General features: G+C 47.8%; 21 protein-coding genes. 2 read left to right on the top strand and 19 right to left on the bottom strand.

Annotated features, from left to right (window positions below; genetic code table 11):
• Positions 1-41: 41 nt before the first annotated feature.
• Together TPET_RS05290 and ltaE are read right to left on the bottom strand one after the other, a co-directional pair.
• On the bottom strand, positions 42-665 hold the full coding sequence (locus TPET_RS05290; protein WP_011943588.1) for a hypothetical protein: 624 nt from the start codon (positions 663-665) through the stop codon (positions 42-44).
• Between the two features lie 78 nt (positions 666-743).
• The gene (gene ltaE / locus TPET_RS05285) at positions 744-1,775 is read right to left on the bottom strand and encodes a low-specificity L-threonine aldolase (protein WP_011943587.1); all 1,032 of its coding nucleotides are present in this window, start codon (positions 1,773-1,775) and stop codon (positions 744-746) included.
• Positions 1,776-1,862: 87 nt separating this feature from the next.
• Between ltaE and TPET_RS05280 the strand changes: the two genes are divergently transcribed.
• The gene (locus TPET_RS05280) at positions 1,863-2,687 is read left to right on the top strand and encodes an aldo/keto reductase (protein ID WP_011943586.1); all 825 of its coding nucleotides are present in this window, start codon (positions 1,863-1,865) and stop codon (positions 2,685-2,687) included.
• Here the strand turns inward: TPET_RS05280 and TPET_RS05275 are convergent.
• The 17 genes from TPET_RS05275 to TPET_RS05195 form a co-directional block, all read right to left on the bottom strand.
• Complete coding sequence (locus TPET_RS05275; protein ID WP_011943585.1) at positions 2,667-3,446, bottom strand: HAD-IIA family hydrolase; 780 nt, start codon at positions 3,444-3,446, stop codon at positions 2,667-2,669. The two genes, TPET_RS05280 and TPET_RS05275, sit on opposite strands and share 21 nt — an antisense overlap.
• Positions 3,436-4,164, bottom strand: coding sequence for a 23S rRNA (guanosine(2251)-2'-O)-methyltransferase RlmB (gene rlmB / locus TPET_RS05270; protein ID WP_011943584.1), 729 nt, complete (start codon positions 4,162-4,164; stop codon positions 3,436-3,438). Before rlmB ends, TPET_RS05275 begins: the two co-directional genes overlap by 11 nt.
• Positions 4,118-4,540 carry a Mini-ribonuclease 3 gene (locus tag TPET_RS05265; RefSeq protein ID WP_011943583.1) on the bottom strand — a complete coding sequence of 141 codons (423 nt, stop codon included), beginning with the start codon at positions 4,538-4,540 and terminating at the stop codon, positions 4,118-4,120. The genes rlmB and TPET_RS05265 overlap by 47 nt, the downstream gene beginning before the upstream one ends.
• A 4-nt stretch (positions 4,541-4,544) precedes the next feature.
• Positions 4,545-5,456, bottom strand: coding sequence for a DNA double-strand break repair nuclease NurA (locus TPET_RS05260; protein WP_012896324.1), 912 nt, complete (start codon positions 5,454-5,456; stop codon positions 4,545-4,547).
• Positions 5,456-6,193 (bottom strand): ZIP family metal transporter, encoded by a 738-nt coding sequence (locus TPET_RS05255; protein ID WP_004082259.1) that lies wholly within the window; start codon positions 6,191-6,193, stop codon positions 5,456-5,458. Before TPET_RS05255 ends, TPET_RS05260 begins: the two co-directional genes overlap by 1 nt.
• A 9-nt stretch (positions 6,194-6,202) precedes the next feature.
• Positions 6,203-7,039: a purine-nucleoside phosphorylase gene (locus tag TPET_RS05250; RefSeq protein ID WP_004082258.1), complete on the bottom strand. Its 837-nt coding sequence runs from the start codon at positions 7,037-7,039 to the stop codon at positions 6,203-6,205.
• Between the two features lie 37 nt (positions 7,040-7,076).
• The gene (dnaB, locus tag TPET_RS05245; protein ID WP_004082256.1) at positions 7,077-8,432 is read right to left on the bottom strand and encodes a replicative DNA helicase; all 1,356 of its coding nucleotides are present in this window, start codon (positions 8,430-8,432) and stop codon (positions 7,077-7,079) included.
• A gap of 11 nt (positions 8,433-8,443) precedes the next feature.
• Positions 8,444-11,629 carry a YjgP/YjgQ family permease gene (locus tag TPET_RS05240; protein WP_011943581.1) on the bottom strand — a complete coding sequence of 1,062 codons (3,186 nt, stop codon included), beginning with the start codon at positions 11,627-11,629 and terminating at the stop codon, positions 8,444-8,446.
• On the bottom strand, positions 11,613-12,320 hold the full coding sequence (gene phoU / locus TPET_RS05235; protein WP_004082252.1) for a phosphate signaling complex protein PhoU: 708 nt from the start codon (positions 12,318-12,320) through the stop codon (positions 11,613-11,615). The genes TPET_RS05240 and phoU overlap by 17 nt, the downstream gene beginning before the upstream one ends.
• Entirely contained in the window at positions 12,317-13,093 is a 777-nt protein-coding gene (locus tag TPET_RS05230; RefSeq protein WP_011943580.1) for an NAD(+) kinase, read from the bottom strand. The genes phoU and TPET_RS05230 overlap by 4 nt, the downstream gene beginning before the upstream one ends.
• On the bottom strand, positions 13,090-13,386 hold the full coding sequence (locus tag TPET_RS05225; protein ID WP_004082248.1) for a YggT family protein: 297 nt from the start codon (positions 13,384-13,386) through the stop codon (positions 13,090-13,092). The genes TPET_RS05230 and TPET_RS05225 overlap by 4 nt, the downstream gene beginning before the upstream one ends.
• Entirely contained in the window at positions 13,387-14,076 is a 690-nt protein-coding gene (locus tag TPET_RS05220; RefSeq protein WP_011943579.1) for a YggS family pyridoxal phosphate-dependent enzyme, read from the bottom strand. It lies immediately after the preceding gene.
• An 11-nt stretch (positions 14,077-14,087) separates the two neighbouring features.
• Entirely contained in the window at positions 14,088-15,092 is a 1,005-nt protein-coding gene (gene ruvB, locus TPET_RS05215) for a Holliday junction branch migration DNA helicase RuvB (RefSeq protein ID WP_011943578.1), read from the bottom strand.
• A 96-nt stretch (positions 15,093-15,188) separates the two neighbouring features.
• Entirely contained in the window at positions 15,189-16,400 is a 1,212-nt protein-coding gene (ompA2, locus tag TPET_RS05210; RefSeq protein ID WP_004082244.1) for an outer membrane anchor protein OmpA2, read from the bottom strand.
• Positions 16,397-17,209 (bottom strand): 3-methyl-2-oxobutanoate hydroxymethyltransferase, encoded by an 813-nt coding sequence (gene panB, locus TPET_RS05205; protein WP_012310933.1) that lies wholly within the window; start codon positions 17,207-17,209, stop codon positions 16,397-16,399. Before panB ends, ompA2 begins: the two co-directional genes overlap by 4 nt.
• Positions 17,175-17,969 (bottom strand): Rossmann-like and DUF2520 domain-containing protein, encoded by a 795-nt coding sequence (locus TPET_RS05200; protein ID WP_011943576.1) that lies wholly within the window; start codon positions 17,967-17,969, stop codon positions 17,175-17,177. The genes panB and TPET_RS05200 overlap by 35 nt, the downstream gene beginning before the upstream one ends.
• The gene (locus TPET_RS05195; RefSeq protein ID WP_011943575.1) at positions 17,960-19,081 is read right to left on the bottom strand and encodes an alanyl-tRNA editing protein; all 1,122 of its coding nucleotides are present in this window, start codon (positions 19,079-19,081) and stop codon (positions 17,960-17,962) included. The genes TPET_RS05200 and TPET_RS05195 overlap by 10 nt, the downstream gene beginning before the upstream one ends.
• Positions 19,082-19,170: 89 nt before the next feature.
• On the opposite strand from TPET_RS05195, the gene fabG reads away from it, so the two are divergent.
• Positions 19,171-19,911: a 3-oxoacyl-[acyl-carrier-protein] reductase gene (gene fabG / locus TPET_RS05190; RefSeq protein ID WP_011943574.1), complete on the top strand. Its 741-nt coding sequence runs from the start codon at positions 19,171-19,173 to the stop codon at positions 19,909-19,911.
• Positions 19,912-19,916 lie beyond the last annotated feature (5 nt).

Genomic DNA, 19,916 nt, shown 5'->3' with positions numbered 1-19,916 from the left:
ACGGGCCCATTGCGGGCCCGCCGGGGTGTGGGGAAAGAGAGTTACTCCTGAACCATTTCTTCCAGCACTTCAAAGCCTTCGTCGCTGAGGAGAACGAGGAACATTCTTTCGCTGCCTCTGAATTTTCTGTACTGATCCACGGTGATGATGTCGTCCACTTTGTCAGCGAAATCTTTGTAGATATCCTGCACTTCATCTCTGAGGTCGTCTATCTGGTCTTTCAGGTCTTCTGCTGTCTTTGTGTCTCTTTTTACGAGAGCGTTGTAGTACTCCTCATGGAGCTGAACGAACTTTTCTTTCAGGGAATCGAGCTGTTCTTTTGTTTCTTTCGCGACATTGTAGAGCTCTTTCAACTGATCGTCGTTTAGATCCAAGTTGTTCAGTGCTTCTGCGATCCTTGTCTTGAGAGCGAGTTTCAGCTGTTCTTCGTCTCTGATCTGGAGTTTGAGACCGTAGCCGAAACCTCTTTCGGCTCTCATCTGAGGCCTTTCATACATGGGAGCGTTGGGACCGTATCCGGGACCTCCTCCGCAACCCGGGAACTGCTGAGCGTAGCCCATGGGCTGTCTTTCAAAAGCTGGTCTTTCCGAGAAACCTTTGTAGCCCGCCGCGAACACACCCAGTGCCACTGTCAGTACGAGCATCACCACAAAAAACCTTTTCATACTTCCACCTCCTCTTCAGAGTCTCCAGCTTCATCTTAATGCTCCGACCGTGAAAAAAACGTGAAATTTTTTCCTGTTTCAGGAGAATGTTCTGAAGAGTTTTTCGAAGATGTTCAAAGCCTCTTCTATGTCGTTTCCCGAAACGTCTTTGTGGGTTACCAGTCTGATCTCCGTGTTGGATACGGCGTTCGCGAGTACCCCGCTGTTTCTGAGCTCTTCTATGAACTCGTGCGCGTTCACCTTCAGATTGTCGGTCCTCAGAATCACCATGTTGGTTTCCACATCTTCGGGATTCACGGAGTACCCTATTTCTTTCAGCTTCAGGGCGAGAAATCTGGCGTTTTCATGATCTTCTTTCAATCGATCTACCATCTTTGTCAAGGCGATTATCCCAACGGCAGCGAGAACACCTGCCTGTCTCATCCCTCCACCGAGCATCTTTCTTGCCTTTCTCGCTCTTTCTATGAAGTCTCTGTCTCCTACAACTATCGAACCGACGGGTGCGCAGAGACCTTTTGAAAGACAGAACATCACGGAATCGGCGTATTTGGCGTACTCCTTCACGGGAACACCTGAAGCGATTGAGGCGTTGAAGATCCTCGCACCATCTATGTGAACGTTTATGCCGTGTTCTTTGGCTATCGTGTAGATCTCTTTTATGTTTTCAAGCGGGACCACTCTTCCACCAGAACGGTTGTGTGTGTTTTCGATGGCGATGAGCGAAGTTCTGGGGAAGTGTATGTTTCTGGGTCTTATGGCTTTTTTCACATCATCGGGATCCATGGCTCCATTTTTTCCAGGTACAGGATGGGGCATGACTCCGGAGAGAACCGCCATGGCTCCGACTTCGTACCAAAAGATGTGGCTGTCTGCCTCCAGTATCACTTCATCGCCCCTCTGGGTGTGAGCCATTATGCTCACTTGATTTCCCATGGTGCCGGAGGGTACAAAGAGAGCCGCTTCCTTTCCAAAGGTCTCTGCGGCGAGCCTTTCGAGTTCGTTGATGGTTGGATCTTCTCCGTACACATCGTCTCCCACCTCAGCCTGTGCCATGGCTTTTCTCATCTCTTCTGTTGGTTTTGTAACGGTGTCGGACCTGAGATCGATCATCCTGTCACCTCCCACACGATTTGATTGAATTTTAACACCTCAGGTTATAATAATAATAATACTAGACTAATTCAGGAGGTGGTTGGAATGATATACAAAGAACTTGGAAGAACAGCAGAAGAGATTCCAGCTCTGGGTCTGGGCACCTGGGGTATCGGCGGTTTTGAAACACCCGATTACTCCAGAGACGAAGAGATGGTTGAGCTTTTGAAGACGGCGATCAAAATGGGATACACACACATAGACACGGCAGAGTACTACGGTGGAGGGCACACAGAGGAACTCATCGGCAAGGCGATAAAGGATTTCAGGCGTGAGGATCTTTTCATAGTGTCCAAGGTGTGGCCGACGCATCTGAGAAGGGACGATCTTTTGCGCTCCCTCGAGAACACCCTCAAACGACTCGACACGGACTACGTGGATCTTTACCTGATTCACTGGCCGAATCCAGAGATTCCCCTCGAAGAGACCCTTTCCGCAATGGCAGAGGGCGTCAGGCAGGGGCTCATCAGGTACATAGGAGTTTCGAATTTCGACAGAAGACTCCTCGAGGAGGCCATCAGCAAGTCTCAAGAACCCATAGTCTGCGATCAGGTCAAGTACAACATAGAAGACAGAGATCCAGAAAGAGATGGACTTCTCGAGTTCTGCCAAAAGAACGGAGTGACCCTGGTGGCCTACTCTCCACTGAGAAGAACTCTTCTTTCAGAAAAAACGAAGAGAACACTCGAAGAAATAGCGAAGAATCATGGAGCAACCATCTATCAGATTATGCTCGCGTGGCTTCTCGCAAAACCAAATGTTGTTGCCATTCCAAAGGCCGGCAGTGTAGAACATCTCAGGGAGAATCTAAAAGCAGCGGAGATCAAACTTTCCGAAGAGGAAATGAAGCTACTGGACAGCCTTGGCTAATTCTCCAAGGTTTTTGAAGACGAAATCCGGTTTTGTTTCAGCCCTTTCAAGGTCTTCCGGGGTAGTCTCACCGGTGAGAACGAGAATGGAGACTATCCCGGCGTTCTTTCCCAGTTTCACATCCGTGTACAGCCTGTCTCCTACCATTGCCATTCTTTCTTTTGGAACACCGAACTTCTCGGATATCACATCCACAACCAGTGGATTGGGTTTCCCAGCGATCAAGTCTGGCTTTCTTCCCGTCGAGGCTTCTATCGCTGCCATGATGCTTCCAGCGTCTGGAACGGGTCCTTCTTTCGAGGGACAGTTGATGTCCGGATGGGTGGCTATGTAGGATTTTCCCTTTCTGAGTAAAATACAGGCTTTTTTCAGCCTTTCATACGTCAGTGTTTTGTCGAAACCCAGGACCACAAAATCCGGATTTTCCTCATCTATGACGTGTCCGTAAGCCTCGAAGACCTTCTTCAGCTGAGGGGTTCCCAGAAGAAAGATACGGCACTTTCCGAACCGTTTCAGCATGTACTCCACAGTGATTTCTCCAGAGGTTACAACGGCATCGTTCGGCACGTTCACTCCCATGTTTCTCAGCTTCCTCACGTAGTCCTGTGCGCCGAGCGAGGAGTTGTTGGTGAAAAAGACGAATCTTTTGTTTTTCTCTTTCAAAGTCTCCAGGAATTCCAAAGATCCGGGAAGAAGCGAATCGTCCAGATAGAAAGTCCCGTCCATATCTAAAATGAAGAGTTCTATTTTATCCAGCACCTTTCATCCTCCTCTGTCTCACAGCTTCGAAGAGAACCACTCCCACACTCACCGAAACGTTCAGAGAATCTATGTCGTTCTCCATCGGAATGGTGACCACTCTGTCGCACTTCTCTCTCACGAGTCTTCTGATGCCTTCTCCCTCGTTACCAAAGACGAAGGCGGTGGGGAAGGTGAAATCTTCCTCGTAGATGGGTGTACCGTCTATGTCTGAAGCGTAAGTCCAGACACCTTTTTCCTTCAACTCTTCTATCGTTCTTGCCAGATTGGTCACAACGGCGATTCTGGCTCTGAAAACCGTTCCAACCGAAACCTTCACGACGGTTTCTGTTACCTTCACTGACTTGTCCTTTGGGATGATAATTCCGTTCGCTCCTGCTCCCACGGATGTCCTCACGATTGCACCGAGGTTGTGTGGATCCTGAATCTGATCGAGAAGAACTATCAAGGGTGGAGTCTTTGCTTCAAGAATTTCCTCTACAGAACTGTACCGGTACTCTTCTATATCGAAAACAACCCCTTGATGCTTCTTTGTTCCTGAGAGGTTCTTCAACTTTTCTTCTGATTCAAAAGAGTACTTGATACCTCTCTTTTCGACTTCTTCCACGAGGGAGAGAAAGTAACTGCCTGGGTTCTGCATTTTTTGGAAGAATACTTTCTTTATCGGAACGTTATTCCTGAGCGCTTCCTCCAGGATTTTTCTTCCGTAGACTCTCAAGATCCATCACCACCCGGAGTAGTTCTTCAATTCTGTCGAATTCTCTTTTCAAGAATAGATACCCGATCAAAGCTTCGAAACCGGTGCTCTTTCTGTATGTAGGGTCGTTCCCGTGTCTTTTTGCTGCCTTCGAATTCATCGCTCTTTTAACTATTTCTCGCTCCTTTTCGCCGAGGAGATTCCATATATTCTCCAGCATCCATGCCTGACCGTGTTTCGAAGTGTGTTCCTTGACCCTCTCGTGTATGACGGACATTCTGTAATCTCCTGTGAATCTCGATCTGAAGATGAGCTCCAGAACGGCATCTCCCAGGTACGCGAGAACGGCCGGTGGCAGTTTCTCCGGTTCTGCTTCGAATCTGAAGAGTTTTTCCACTCTTTCATCTCCCGATGTAGGCGAACAGTCTCGTGTTCATGTAGTTCTTGTCGGTGAGATAGTACGATAGGTTCTCTTCCAGAAACTGTATCGGAAGAATATTTTCCGGAAGTCTTGGGATGGGAAGGTCTGCCGTGAGATGTGGTAACGTCTTTGCCAGATCGTCGAACACTTTTCTGACGTACGGGATCTGATCATCGTCCTTCACGTAGGTTTCTAACCTGACAAGACCCCTTATACCTTCTCCATCGATCAGTTTCACGTACGCTCCTACTTTTTTCAGAGGTGTTTCCCTCGATGAAACGAACATCTTGCTTCGCTCTCCCTTTTTGAGAAAGCGCAGTTTCTTGAAGTCCTCTTTGCTCAACTCGGTGACACCGATGTTCTTCACAAGACCGATGGGTCCCACGTTTTCCTCGAACGGAAGTTCCCGGGCAGCTGGTCCATCCTTCACGATGAGAGTGTTTTTGTCCATGTGCTTTCTCACTTCTTCTATCTCCAAGGACCTCATGTACAGATCTATCGATTGCATGGCGTCTTTGCCTTCTTTTACAACTTTGAAGAGAATACCTCCGACTTCCTCGTATCCTTCTTCTTGGAAGCTCTGGGAAAATCCAAGGACTCTCTCTTTGACTGGTGGTTTGTCTGGAGAGAAGAGCGTTTTTGTACCACCTTCTCTATCCCAGATGACCGCTCCAACACAGAGTTCCGCGAATATACCGGTGATCCCTTCGTCTGTTGTTATCCGCACAAAGCTTCTTCTTTTGCCATCGACGAAGATGATCTGATCGAGAATTTTCCCTTCTCCCTGTTCGTCTTCCTCCAAAAATCTTGATTCTTCCACAAAAGTCTGATCTCCCACGTGTTCTTCCAGTTCACTTTCAATTCTTTCCACTCTTTCGATACGCACCTGCATCACCCCAGTGCCACGTCGAGGGAAGCCATCACCAGGAATCCCACCATAATCCACCACGTGGAAAGCAGTTCGTTCCCCTTCGAATGGGTTTCCGGAATCACTTCGTCGCTGACAACGTATATCATTGCACCAGCAGCGAAGGCCATCATGTAAGGAAGAAGTCGTTGGGAGATCGACACGATTCCCGCGCCGAGGAGACCACCTATCGCTTCGACGAGTCCTGTGAGGAAAGTTATCAAAAAGGCTTTGCCTTTTTTGTACTTCATGGGTATCAGAGAGGCCATCACGGCGGCTCCTTCGGGAATGTTCTGAACCCCGATTGCGATGGCGATTGCGAGGGCCTGAGGTGTGAAGGCGGAAACCCCCACCGCCATTCCTTCGGGAAAATTGTGTATTGTGATGGCGATGATGAAGAGCCACACACCTTTCAGTCTTTTGGTGTCAGGCCCTTCGTGACCTTTGAGCAGATGTTCGTGGGGAATGAGTTTGTCTGCGAGGTTGACGAAAAGACCACCCAGGACGAAGCCTATCAGGAATCTGACGATTCCTCCCATTTCGAGGGAGGGAGCGACCAAGCTGAAGGCACTCGCAGCCAGCATGACACCGGCAGCGAACCCCAAGAAAGAGTCGATCACCTTATCACTTGTGTGGTGCGGTTTTAAAAAAAGGAACGGCAACGCACCGAGCGAGGTTGCCATTCCCGCGATCGTGCTGTAGAGGATCCCCTTGAGAACCATCTTTTCACCTCAGAGCTTTCTGACGACCTCGAAGATGATCTGAGCGATCTTTCTTCCCGTCTTCTCAGCGACTTCCAGGACTTCCTCTGCGGTGAGTGGCTTGAGATCTTCAGGGACGGCCCTGTCGGTGATGGCAGAAATTCCAAGGACCCTTATCTGACCGTGTCTTGCCACTATGACTTCCGGAACGGTTGACATTCCAACTGCATCGGCCCCGAATTTTCTGAGCATTCTGAGCTCAGCGGGCGTTTCGAAGCACGGACCTGTAACGGCCACATAGACACCCTGATAGACGGGAATTCCCAGTTCTCTTGCACTGTTGTAGGCGAGTTCTATGAGTTCCTTGTCGTAGGGTTCCGACATGTCCGGAAACCTGGGACCCCACTCATCCACGTTAGGACCTATGAGAGGATTGTCACCCATGAAGTTGATGTGATCGGTTATGATCATGGGTCTTCCCACTTCGAAATCCGGATTCAACCCACCAGCGGCGTTGGTAACAATCAGAATTTCAACACCGAGAAGCTGCATCACTCTGATGGGGAATGTGACTTCCTTCATTGAATATCCTTCATAGTAGTGAAACCTTCCGTTCATCAGCATGACGTTCTTTCCAAAGAGTTTTCCGAAGATCAGCTCACCCTTGTGACCCGGAGCTGTGGAAATGGGAAATCCTGGTATCTCGCTGTAGGGTATCTTCTTGGAGGTTCCCTCCTTTTCCACCTCATCCGCTATGACGGAAAGACCAGAACCCAGTATTATCGCTATTTCGGGTGTTTCATCGATCTGACCTTTCAGATATTCAACCGCTTTTTCCACTCTTTCTTTGTAGGCCTTTATGTCCACGTCGAACACCTCCCTGGTCTTTTTCAAGAAAATTCTATCATGAATGCACCACATCGACTTCATGGAACGTAACCGTTCTGGGGTCGAAGATCAGAGTGATCGTTCCAACGGGACCGTTTCTCTGTTTACCTATTATGATTTCAGCTTCGTGAGGTTCGTGAAGCTTGCTTTCCTCTTTGGATTTTTTGCTCCTGTAATATTCCTCCCTGTAGATGAAGATGACTGTGTCTGCGTCCTGTTCTATCGCACCGGATTCCCTGAGGTCACTCAGCCTCGGTCTTTTGTCTTCTCTCTGTTCTACGGCCCTCGAAAGCTGTGAAAGCGCTATCACCACTATGTCGAGTTCCCTCGCAAGGAGCTTCAGAGATCTCGAGATCTCGGATATCTCCTGCTGTCTGCTTTCTTTTCTTCCTTTCAGGTGCATGAGCTGGAGATAGTCGACAAAAATGGCTTTTACATCGTATTCTTTTTTCATCCTTCTCGCTTTTGCCCTCAACGATCGCGGATCGAGGAGTGACTCATCGTCCACAACTATGGGTGCTTTGTAGAGTTTAGAAGCCGCTATTGTGAGTCTTTCCCACTTCTCCTGATCCAGGTATCCTGTTCTGATGCTGTAAAGATCCACACCGGACTCCATGCTGAGTAGTCTTTGAGCGAGCTGTTCCTTGGACATCTCGAGACTGAATATTCCGACGGGGATTTCGAAATTGACAGCCATGTTCCTCGCTATTGAGAGTGCGAAGGAGGTTTTTCCCATGGAGGGTCTCGCTGCTATTATCACCAGATCGGAGCTGTGGAACCCTGTGGTCTGTTTGTCCAGACTTTTGAATCCCGTTGGTAGTCCCGTTATGAGCACACCGGGTTCTATAAGGTTGGCTCTTTCCCTGAAGTTCTCCAGGTTTTCAAACACCCGGTGCATGATGCCTCTCAGATGATCGTAGGATTTTGTCGTTTTCATCTCTGAGATCTCGAAGATCATCTTTTCTGCGTTGTCGAGCAGGATCTCCACATCTTCTTCCATGTAGGCACTTTCTGAGATTTTTCTGGAGATCTCAATGAGTTTCCTCAGAATGGATTTTTCCTTGACGATCTCCGCGTAGTGAAGTGCGTGTGCAGAACTGGGCACAGCCTCAGCGAGCTGGGCCACTTCCAGATCTCCACCTACTTCCTCGAGTTTTCCCATGCTTTGAAGCTTGTCACAGACGGAAACCACGTCCACCGGTTTTCCTTCGTCGTAAAGCTCTTCCATCGCTCTGAAGATGTGTTGGTGTTTTTTCAGATAGAAATCTTCGTGGCTCAAAATTTCAAGAACGTCGTTTATTACCGACGGATCTATCAATATGCTTCCGAGCACAGCAACTTCGGCCTCTAAGTTGTGCGGGGGAACACGCATGTTCTCACCTCTCAAAAAACGTTGAGCCCTATCCCTTCTTCCGTGTCGAAACCGATACCGCTGTTCGGAAAATCTCTTATGAAGAAAAGAATGGAGAAACTCTCAAGAGTGAAATTCCTGCCGAATGAAGTTGAAATCTTCGTTCCAAGACAGTGCAAAGCCTTTTCAACAGACAGAGAAAACTTCTCCACGTTCCAGTCCTTTAATGAAAAAGATATTTCCAGCGCCGGATCACCGTTCTTTGTCTGATAAGAAAATTCCAGGTTGTCACTGGAATAACTCATTTTCAAAGAGTGGGTGGACTCTCCTTTTTTAAACGTCCCGCGTATCCAGAATTCATCCAGTTCAAAGGGATCAACGCTCAGCTTTGTGTACGTGGTTATTCGCGGGTTTTCCATGAAAAGGAAATTCTTTCCGTATATCCTCATCTGATCCTCGACGTACTTAACGTGTGGTTCTCTGTAGTAGTAGGTGAAGTAGAATCTGTTCAGGAAAGCTCCCATTCTCTGCTGGAAGTTCCAGGTGGTGTAACTTCTGCTGATCTCGTCCAGAACGAACCGGGTAGTGGAGTCCACAGTGTGAGTGATATCTCCTGTTTTGAACGAGTAAGAGGTTTTGAGATACGGATCCGAGAACTCCTTTTCGAGGAAATCGTAGGTTGTTTCTAAGGAAGATTTGAAATTTTCATAAGAGAACGATACTTTCAGATCCACCTCGTTTTTTGATTCATTCTGGGAAAACTTTCTGAGGTTTTCTCCGGAAACCGTGAAGAGTTTGTAGTAACTCTCGAAGGAAAAAGGCCCCAGAGGCACTCTGAGTGTGGTTGTGAACAGATTTCCAACACGGTAGCCGTCTTCGTTCGATCTGTACACGCCAGCGTATATTTTATCATCCAGTACGAGAAACTTCCCGAGGGAAAGGTTCTGAAAATCCCATATGGAATCTGTTTTGAGGTAGCTCGTTCGTTCGTCGAGGTTTTGGTTTTCAAACAAGTACTTTCCAGTGGTACTGACGCTCACGGACTGAAAAAGCAAGAAGGGAACAGAACGAAAAGAAAGGCTCACCGACCCGGAGTTCCTCTTTTCTTGATCTTCTATGCGGGTTTCGTGATTGAAACTGTCCACAGAAAAAGTTCCTACACCCGTCTTGACGCTCACTTTTTTCACAGTTACTTGTGGGAGTATGTAACTGTCTTCGCCGTCCGATTCTTTTTTGAGAACCACGTTCAGACTTCCGTTCAGGATCTTCTCCTTTCTTTCGAACTGATAGATTCTCTCTTCGTTTTTCTGTGAGAAAAGGAAGGTGTTTTTACTGTCGAAGATCTTCACCAAAACGCTGTGGGATGTCGATTCTTTGTAGTCTAAATTGATGGACCAGCTTCCCATCTTGTGGTTCCAGTTGAGTTCCTTAGACAGGTCTCCGCTCAATACACTTTTGGTTGAGAAATACAGTAGTCCAGAGGGGTAAGACACGTTGTAAGAGGTTTTCAGGTACGGGTTATCTCCCACACCCACTTCAACGGAGAACGGTTGCGGTTTGTCGGATAGTGAAGTGAAAAAGATGGGTTGATAAAACAGCGGTATTTCCAGAAGATAGAAAACCACATCCTTTGCCAGGAGGTAGTCGTTCTCTTTTATTTCTATGTACCTGGCCTTGAGCTTGTAATGGGGCGGAGTTTCCGAGCAGGTGGAGATGGAACCCATGTCCACGATCGTTCTCGAGCCTTCAGAGGTGAGATCTTCACCGGACAGGTAAATTTTTTTCTTTTCTTTTTCTATTTCGAGGACAGTGCTTCCCCGAATGTGAGTAAGAACGCTTTTTTCATTTTCCAGATAGAAGATCAAATGCTCACCAATCAAGATCGTGTCTGCCTTTCTGTATATCACTCCACCTGAAGCTTCGAGTTTTTTCGCTTTCCCTTCTTCGGTGAGCTGAACCGTGGCTTCGCTCGCCTGGACGGTCATATCTTTGTACGATATTTCAACGCTTCCATGAAAGACCATTTCCTCCGGAAACCTTTCCATTCGATCGGACACTATGACAACCTGTGATGAAAAAAGAGAAGAGACGGTGAAGATGAAGGCAACGAAAAACAGTCTCGAGAGAAATTCTGTGATTCTGTAGGCGAGAAAGGTGTCGAGAAGGATAAACAGGAGCGTTCCAACGATCGTGAACACGATGTTTGGAATCCACGGTGCGAGCACGGGATCGAGGAGATTTTCCTTTCCCATGGCGCTGAGCCACGCACCGCTTCCCTGATAAAGGACAACGAGTACGAAAGTGAAGATCACACCCCAGGATTTGCTTCTCAGCTGAAAGAGAAGAGAGAGAGGCACTCCAACGAGCACTATCACTATCGGCGTCAAAGAGTTCGCGTATCTGCTGTGAAGCTCTACGACCCAGGGAGAAGGTTTCACTCCCACTTTTTTGAAGAATTCTATCTTTTCCTTGAGTTCTCTTCCAGTCATCTCTCTCGGCGTCTTTCCCACACGAAGGAGTTTTTCTATGTCTTCTGTAATATCCAGTTTCATCTCAGAAAAGTGCACGTCGAGTTTTAAGAAGCCATCTTTATCGACGGTGTAGTAATTTCCATTGAAGAGGTACCAGTCGTTACCTTTTTTCTGCACCCTTTTTGCGGTGATTATCGTCTCTTCATGCCCGTATCTGAAAATAACCACGTTCCACATCGTGCTTGTTCTTTCGTCGTATTTTTCCACATAGAAATACTGGTCGTCTCCTATCTTTGAGATGACGTTTTCAACGACAAAAACCTCGGGTTTTTTCAGAACGTACTTCGACATTGCTTCTTCTGCTTTTGATTGGTACTCGGGAACGATTTGATCGCTGAGGAAGAAGACGGCTATGGAGAGAAGGGCTCCAAGAATCAGAAAGGGAACGATCAAATTTTTTTGGGAGATTCCGTGAACCTGTATGGCCATGAGCTCTCTTTCTTCGGAGAGTCGTGAGAACGTCCAGAAGATGGCGAGGAGTACTCCAACGGGAACACCCATTGCGACGAAGTAAGGAAGGTAGTAGTACAGCATGAGAAAGAGTTTTTCGATTCCCACCCTGTGCCTCACTATCAGATCGGAGAGCTGGTAGAGAATCTCAAGACTGACGAAAACGATGAAACCACCAAGACCGATCAAGAAAGGGACAACGGAGAGTTTCAGAAGATACTTAATCAGAACTTTCAAAGAGCACCCCTCCGGATTTTTTGAAGAGAAGGAGTTCATCGTGGTAGCACTTGTAGGCCTCTCCCTGAACCATGTAAACGGAGACTTCCACGATGTTGGTGGCGTAATCGGCTATGATCTCTATGTTGCCGGCTATTTCTAAGAGGAGAAGAGCCCTTTTCACATATTTGGGTGACTCCATCATGTAGAGCAAGAGTTCTTCACGCACCTTCTCGTACAGGTCATCAACCTTCGAATCCATCCTGCAAACTTCGAAAGACTTTTCTACGTTCACATCGGCGAACATCCTGAGAGCGAACTTCAACATTTCTGAAGTTTGATTCGCCATGGCTGGAATGTCTTCGAGAGGTTTCAAGGGAGGTTCTTCCATGAGTTCAAGGACGTTCTTTGCGATGTCATGGCATTTGTCGGCTATATTTTCAATGAGCTCTGCCACCCTTATACCCGCTGTTACTGTGAGAAGGGGCTTTCCTATGGGAGAAAAGAGGCCGAGCACCTCCATTGCTTTTTCCTGAATCTCCACTTCCATCTGATCGACAACCTCTTCATCTGCGATCACTTCCCTGGCGAGGGACTCGTTTCTTTCGACAAGTGAGGATATGGAGTTTCTGAACATCTTTTCTATGAACCATCCCGCTTTGAGAACGCCTTTCTTGAATTCTTCCACCTTTTCGTTTAAGAGTCTATTCACTCGATACGCCTCCCGTAACCGAGTTTGTCTCTTATCACCGTCACGTAATCGTACTCAGGAGGTCTCAGAATTCTAACGTATCTTCTGGATTTCTTTACTTCGATTCGTTTTGTTTTTCCCGTCAGGACTCCATCCACCAGCATGTTTATATCTCTCTGGGATTCAACCACCACTTTGAAATTCGAGGGTATCACAACGCTTCGGGTGAGAAAGAATTGTGGTGCAATGGGAGAGATCTCCAGCACCTCGCATTCCGGGAATATTATGGGACCTCCTATGGAAAGAGAATAAGCCGTGGAACCTGTCGGTGTGGAAATCACCACTCCGTCTGCGAAGAACCACATGGAAGAGTGGTGCTCCACCTCGACCTCTATTTCGACCATCTTTCCACTCAGGTCACGTTCGAGGGTGACATCGTTCAGGGCGAGATGGTTTCCGAGTTCACTTTCGATCTGTATGAACCATCTTGTTTCTTCCCGGAAGTTCCAGTTTCTGAGATCCTCGAGAAATCGATCTATCTCATCGAGGGTGTAGGATGTGAGGAACCCCAGTCTGCCTGCCTTGAAGCCCACCATTGGTGTTCCATCGGCCGCTTTTTTCGCTGCCTTGAGCACGGTTCCGTCTCCTCCAACCACCACTATCAAATCTGCCGTAACCCTTCCTGGAGCGTTCGCTTCACCGAACTCGATTACTTCGTGTTCTTTTGAAATCTTTTCTTTCAGGAATTTTCCCTCTTTTTCTCGCTCTTCTCTGTAAAGAATGGCGATTTTCATGAAAGTCTCACCGCCAGATCGAAGAGGGTCTGTACGAGGAAACCGTCCAGGAACATGAGAATGAAGATGGCAATCATAGGAGATATGTCAACAGAACCTATTGGAGGCACAACGCGTCGAATAGGATTCAAAACGATCGAAGATAAAGCATCAAAGAACCTTCTTACAGGGTGATAATAGTAAGGTGTGGTCCAGCTGAAGATCGCAGAGACAACGATGGACACAATCTCCACGTATATGAACGTTCTCAGAACCACCGCGATCGATCTGAGCAGATTGGCTATCACGAACATTCACTTCCCTCCTTCGAATATGGCGCTTCCAATCCTCACCATGGTTGCTCCTTCTTCTATCGCTACTTCGAAATCGTTGCTCATGCCCATGGAAAGCTCCTTGAGTTTCACGTTCCCGTTGAACCTGCTGGCGAGCTCGTCCCTTAGCTCTCTGAGAGTTCTGAAACCCCACCGAACTTCTTCGGGGTTTTCAGCGTAGGGAGCCATGGTCATAAAGCCGAGAACTTCGACGTGTGGGAATTCCTGACAGAGTTTCAAGAACTCTTCCACTTCTTCGACCAGAAGCCCGGCCTTCGTTTCTTCTTTGAAGACGTTCACCTCAAGGAGAATCTTCTGGATTTTCCCAAGTTTTTCTGCCCTTTTTTCTATTTCTTTCAGCTCCTCTTCCCTCCAGACGGAGTGGATCAGTTCACATCTCGGTACGATGTATTTCACCTTGTTCGTCTGTATTCTTCCAATGAAGTGCCAGATGATGGGTTTGCCCTTGAAATATTCGCTCTTTTTGACGAGATCCTGCGCTCTGTTTTCTCCGAACTCTCTGATACCAAGGAACACGAGTTCTTCCATCTGCTGGACGCTGGCGTATTTTGAAGCGACTACGAGCCTCACTTCGAAGGGATCCCTGTTTGCTCGAAGAGCAGCGTTTTTCATTCTGTTGAGAACCCTTTCGAGGTTTTCTTTCAATCCCATGGGAGATCACCTCAGAAGAGACGGTTTTCCGGGACTTCGTACTTCAGGTGTTTGTAAGCCTTTTCAGTGGCGACCCTTCCTCTTGGAGTTCTGGCGAGAAATCCCGCCTGGAGGAGGTAAGGTTCATAAACTTCGCTCAGAGTGTCCGCTTCCACACCGAGTGAAGCGGCGAGGGCGTTCAATCCGACGGGTCCTCCCCTGTAAATCTCTATGATCGTCTTCAGAATCTTCCTGTCGAACTCATCCAGCCCCTCGGCGTCTATGTTCAACACTTCCATGGTCTTCAAAACGATATCGGTATTGATTCTGTCTGCCTTTACCACCGTGAGCATGTCCCTCACTCTCTTCGTGAGTCTTATAGCGATCCTCGGTGTGCCTCTCGATCTTTTCGCGATCATCTCTGCTGCTGAATCTTCTATTTCAACGTCCATCAAGCTGGCCGCTCTTTTTATGATTTCCTTCAGTTCTTTCACAGTGTAGAAGTCCAGTTCGAGGATGATACCAAACCTGCTTCTGAGAGGAGAACTCAAAAGACCACTTCTCGTCGTGGCTCCAACGAGCGTAAAAGGCTGGATGTCTATCCTGATGGACTTCGCACTCGGACCCTTTCCGATCATGATGTCTATCTGGAAGTCTTCGATGGCAGAGTAAAGAAGCTCCTCCACTGCTTTGTTCAATCGGTGTATTTCGTCTATGAAGAGAACGTCTCCCCGTTCCAGACTTGTGAGGATGGCGGCCATATCTCCCTGTTTCACAAGAACCGGTCCGCTCGTAACGTGGATGTTCGTCTGGAGTTCGCTGGCGATTATGTGTGCAAGGGTAGTCTTTCCGAGTCCCGGTGGTCCTGCGAGGAGGACATGATCGAGTACTTCTCCCCTCATCTTCGCTGCTTCGAGAGCGAGGGAGAGTTTCTTTTTCACGTTTTCCTGACCAATGAATTCATCGAGGCTTTTGGGCCTTAGAAACTGTACACCAGAGTCGTAAACGGTCCTTTCAGGTGTGAGAAATTCACTCACCTTTCCACCTCTTCTGTTTTTCTTTTTCTTGAAAAAATTATACCACTCGAACAAAAAAGGGGGCTTGCGCCCCCTTTTCTTCTCTGAAAAAGGAGATCATTTGCCACTTCCCATCACAAAACCGATTATCACACCGACGATTCCGATGGCGACACCCGCAAGGGCCATGGTCTGAACATCGGAGATCTTCTTGCTGAGGGTGGCGCTCACGCTGTTTACATCTTCCATCCATGGTTTCGAAGAGACGACCTCGTCAACTTTCTGGGAGAGTTCTGCGTTACTCTGATTGAGATTCTTAACTTCTTCTTCGACTTTGGTGACTCTTGCTGTGACTGCTCCCATGCTTCTTTCGAGTGAGTTCACCTTGTCAACTGCCGACTCCACCTGAGAAACTCTCTTTTCCAGACTCTCAACACGGCTGTTCACGGTCGTGATCTGACCTTCAAGAACGCTCACACGAGCATCGAGAGCTCTTGCCGTCTTCTGCTGAGTTTCAAGGTCGCTCTGGAGTTTGGAGACGAGCACCTTGAGGTTTCCTATCTCTCCAGACAGAGCGGTGTTGTTTTTCTCGACACTGGCAGAGAGTTCGGAGAGTTTCTGATCGAGAGTATCTGTGTAGGATTTGAGAGTTTTTTCCACGTAATCTTTGAGAGAAGCCTCGGAATTTCTCACTAGTGCCTCAAGGTTCGCCGTTTTCGTCTCAACGGCGGAGAGCCTTCCTTCGAGATCGCTCAGTTTCGAGACGGTCTGGGCGATCTTGCTGTCGACGTAGTCTTTGTTCACGAAGTCCCCCGAAAGTTTGGATTCGAGAGCGGCGATTTTCGAAAGCGCTTCGTTCACTTTAGCATCCAGGCTCTGGAGTTCATCTGACTGACTCTGAACCTGACTCATGACTTCGACTCTGAGGTTTTTGAGGTCAACGAGAGTGGCTTTCAAGTTCGCCACATCGTTCTTGAGAGTTTCAAGATCGGACGTTACTCCCCCAAAATTGTCAGATAGGTTCTGAACCTTCATCAAAGCTGTGCTGACGAGATCCTCGAGAGTAGAGACCTTGTTTATCAGTCCGGAAACGTCCGCAGAAGGTTGTTTGAGTATGTTGTAGAGTCTGTAGAACGCCACCGCTGCCTGATACCTGGTGAGGTAGGAGTTACCCTGGAACGTTCCATCCGGCATTCCAGTGAGAACACCGAGTTTTGACATCTCCATTACCGCTTCGTAGGCCCAGTGGTTGACGGGAACGTCTTTGAACTGCTGTGAAATTCCGACGAATGCTCCAAGCATCAGAACGAACACCAGAAGCTTCTTCATGAAGACACACCTCCTTTGGATTTATCTGTGAATGAATGTTCTTCGGTGGGGAACAGACCCTCTTTTACCTCTCTTCTGAACTCTTGCAAAGCTTTCAATATGACTTCGTACAGGTTTGCGTATTTCTTGGAAAAGCGAGGTGCGAAGTCCGGATTCAGACCGAGAAGGTCGTGCCAGACGAGAACCTGACCATCACAGAAACGGCCTGAACCGATGCCAATGGTTGGAATGGAGACGCTTTCGGTGATCTCCTTAGCGACTTCCTCAACAACGAGCTCCAGAACGATAGCAAAAGCCCCCCTCTTTTCAAGCTCCCTGGCGCTCCTCAAGAGGTATTCTCTGTTTTTTTCCGTCTTTCCTTGGACTCTGTAACCACCGAAACGGTTCACGAACTGAGGTGTGAGGCCTATGTGGCCCATCACCGGAATACCGCTTTCGACCAGTTTTTGAACGAGCTCACCGAATTCCTCTCCACCCTCTATTTTCACGGCATTCGCACCGACCTTCAAGAACTTCCCAGCGTTCTCCACAGCTTTTTCCACGGAAGTCTGGTAGGAAAGGAAAGGCATGTCTGCTACTATGAAAGCGTCTGGGGCTCCCCTTTTCACGGCTGCCACGTGTATCAGCATTTCTTCCATAGTTACGGGAATCGTGTTTTCGTACCCGAGAACGTTGTTTCCAAGGGAGTCTCCAACGAGAATGACATCTATGCCGGCATCTCTCGCGATTCTGGCGCTGGGAGCATCGTACGCGGTGACCATCACGATCTTTTCCTTACCTTTCATCTTCTTGAGCTTCTCGACGTTCACTTTCTGCCACCTCCCTGAGCAGCTTCACAATCTCATCGTAGAGCACGGTGTTTCCGAAGATCTTTTCGTACTCCCTGCGCTCTTCCTCTACCACCTGCCAGTCTCCTCTTTTCACAGGGCCTGTCAGAGAACATTCCACTCTCATCTTCTTTATGTTGTCCGCCACACCTTTCATCAGGGTGTGAATGAGGAGTTCCGGTTCATCCAGACCAAGAAGAGTGTATATCCTCTTTGAAAGATAGGCAAGTGCCACCGGGAAATTCGAAGCGATGACAGCGGCGAGATGGTAAGCTTTCTTTTTTTCCGAAGGGATCACGAAGTACCTTCCGGAGATCTCTTCTGCGATTTTTTTCACAACCGCGAGACCTCTTTCGTCTCCTTCCAATCCAAAGACGATCTGGTCTTTCATTTCAAGGGCTTTTTCGAGGCTGGAAAAAGAAAAGTTCGGGTGGATCGATGCTCTTCCACTCTTTTTGAAAATCTCCGACGAGAGAAATCCAGAACAATGTACCAAAACAGCGTCTCCGAGATTCAAGTGGTTCGCCACCGTTTCTATGTATCTGTCCGGGACGATAACGAAGACCACACCGTTCAACTCAGGGTGCTTTTCTATCGTGGCAGCTTTTCCCCCGTAAACTTCAGCAAGGTTTCGAGCCTTATCTATACTGCGGGACAGGATGTATCCTATTTCACACCGATCTTTCAAACACTCAAGAAAAAACCTCGTGAGGGTTCCGGTGCCCACAAAGTTCAGAACCATTTCAATATCTCCCTCAATTTTTCAACGATTCTCGAAGTGGAGTTTGCTGTTATCACAGCCCTCTTCTGGCTCGATCCGCCTTCTATGTTCAACTGTTCTTTCAATTTCTCGAAGATCTTTCTGCAATCTATCCAGTTCGAAACGATCTCTACCCGGTCAGGATGCTCTAAAAGAACGATTGTGTCTTTGCGATCTGCGAGGAACTTGGGTAAGTACTTCATTTCCTCTGGAGTTCCAGAGAAGTGATACAGATAGTACTTTCCGATCTTTTCTGGTTCTGCTACTTTTGAGAGAATCTCGGCGTACTTTTCCGACAGTTTGTCGAGCTTTGCACTCTTCTCTTTGACTTCTTCGAGAAGGTTCTCTGCTCTCTTCAGGAGTTCCTTTGTGGATGTGGTCAGCACTCTGGAGAGTGACTTCAAGAGTTTATCTTTTTCTCTGTAATCTTTCAGGGCTCGATCGCCTGCAACGAAATAGATCCTTGTTAGCACCTTCTTCACCTTCTCCGTGTCCACGATCTTTATCAGACCGATTTCTCCAGTGTTTTCTACATGAAACCCTCCGCAGGCGGTGACATCGAAATCTCCTATCTTCACCACTCTGACTTTTCCTTCCACATTGGGCAGTTTTCTGAGGTTCATTTTCTCTGCTTCTTCTTTTTCTATCTCGAGAATTTCAACTCTCTCACAGCTTCTCACCACTTCGTTGGCCAGATCCTCAGCTTCTTCCAGAACATCTTCGAGAACGAACGGAGCGTTCAGATCTATGGTGGAGACCCTCTCTCCCATGAGGAAACTCACCGTTTCAAGATCGGCCACTTTCAGAAAAGCGGCTGAGAGGATGTGCTGAGCGGTGTGCTGACAGGCGATGTCTCTTCTCCTGACAAGGTCTATTTTGTACTCGTACTCACCTGGTTCGAGATGAGTATCCAGATAATGGAGGATGTAGCCATCTTTTTCCTTCACCTTCAGAACGTTTGCGGGGCCGATCTTTCCTCTATCTCCGAGTTGCCCTCCCTTTCCATCCGGATAGAAAGGGCTTGTTCTTGAAATGGCGATGATTTTATCTCTATCTCTTACAACTTCATCTACTCTTATTTTGTTTATGTTCATCCCTCCTGTGACAGTGTTCTCTCTATCTTCATTATACTGCTTGAACCGATTTCATGATACAATTAGAAAAAACACAAGGAGGTACGTTCATGAGACTTGAAGGAAAGGTGTGTCTGATCACAGGGGCTGCAAGCGGGATAGGAAAAGCCACCACTCTTCTTTTCATGCAGGAAGGCGCCACAGTGATCGCTGGCGATATCTCGAAAGAAAATCTCGACTCTCTTGTGAAAGAAGCAGAAGGACTCCCGGGAAAAGTCGATCCCTACATTTTGAATGTGACCGACAGAGATCAAATAAAGGAAGTCGTGGAAAAAGTCGTTCAAAAGTACGGCCGGATTGATGTTCTGGTGAACAACGCGGGAATAACAAGGGATGCGCTTCTTGTGAGGATGAAAGAAGAAGACTGGGATGCGGTAATAAACGTGAATCTGAAGGGTGTTTTCAACGTGACTCAGATGGTGGTGCCCTACATGATCAAACAGAGGAACGGTTCGATCGTGAACGTCTCCTCTGTCGTTGGAATATACGGGAATCCCGGTCAGACGAACTACGCGGCGTCGAAGGCAGGAGTAATAGGAATGACCAAGACGTGGGCGAAGGAACTCGCTGGAAGAAACATCAGAGTGAACGCTGTGGCACCCGGGTTCATAGAAACGCCCATGACCGAAAAACTTCCAGAAAAAGCACGTGAAGCGGCCCTTTCAAGGATACCACTTGGGAGGTTTGGAAAACCAGAAGAGGTGGCGCAGGTTATACTCTTCCTCGCTTCGGACGAGTCGAGTTACGTCACAGGACAGGTGATAGGAATAGATGGGGGCCTCGTGATCTGAGGCCC

Origin of the sequence: Thermotoga petrophila RKU-1 (genome assembly GCF_000016785.1) — a bacterium.
GTDB classification, from domain to species: domain Bacteria; phylum Thermotogota; class Thermotogae; order Thermotogales; family Thermotogaceae; genus Thermotoga; species Thermotoga petrophila.
The sequence above is the reverse complement of the archived record's forward strand: the minus strand, read 5'-3'. Positions and strand labels throughout refer to the sequence as shown.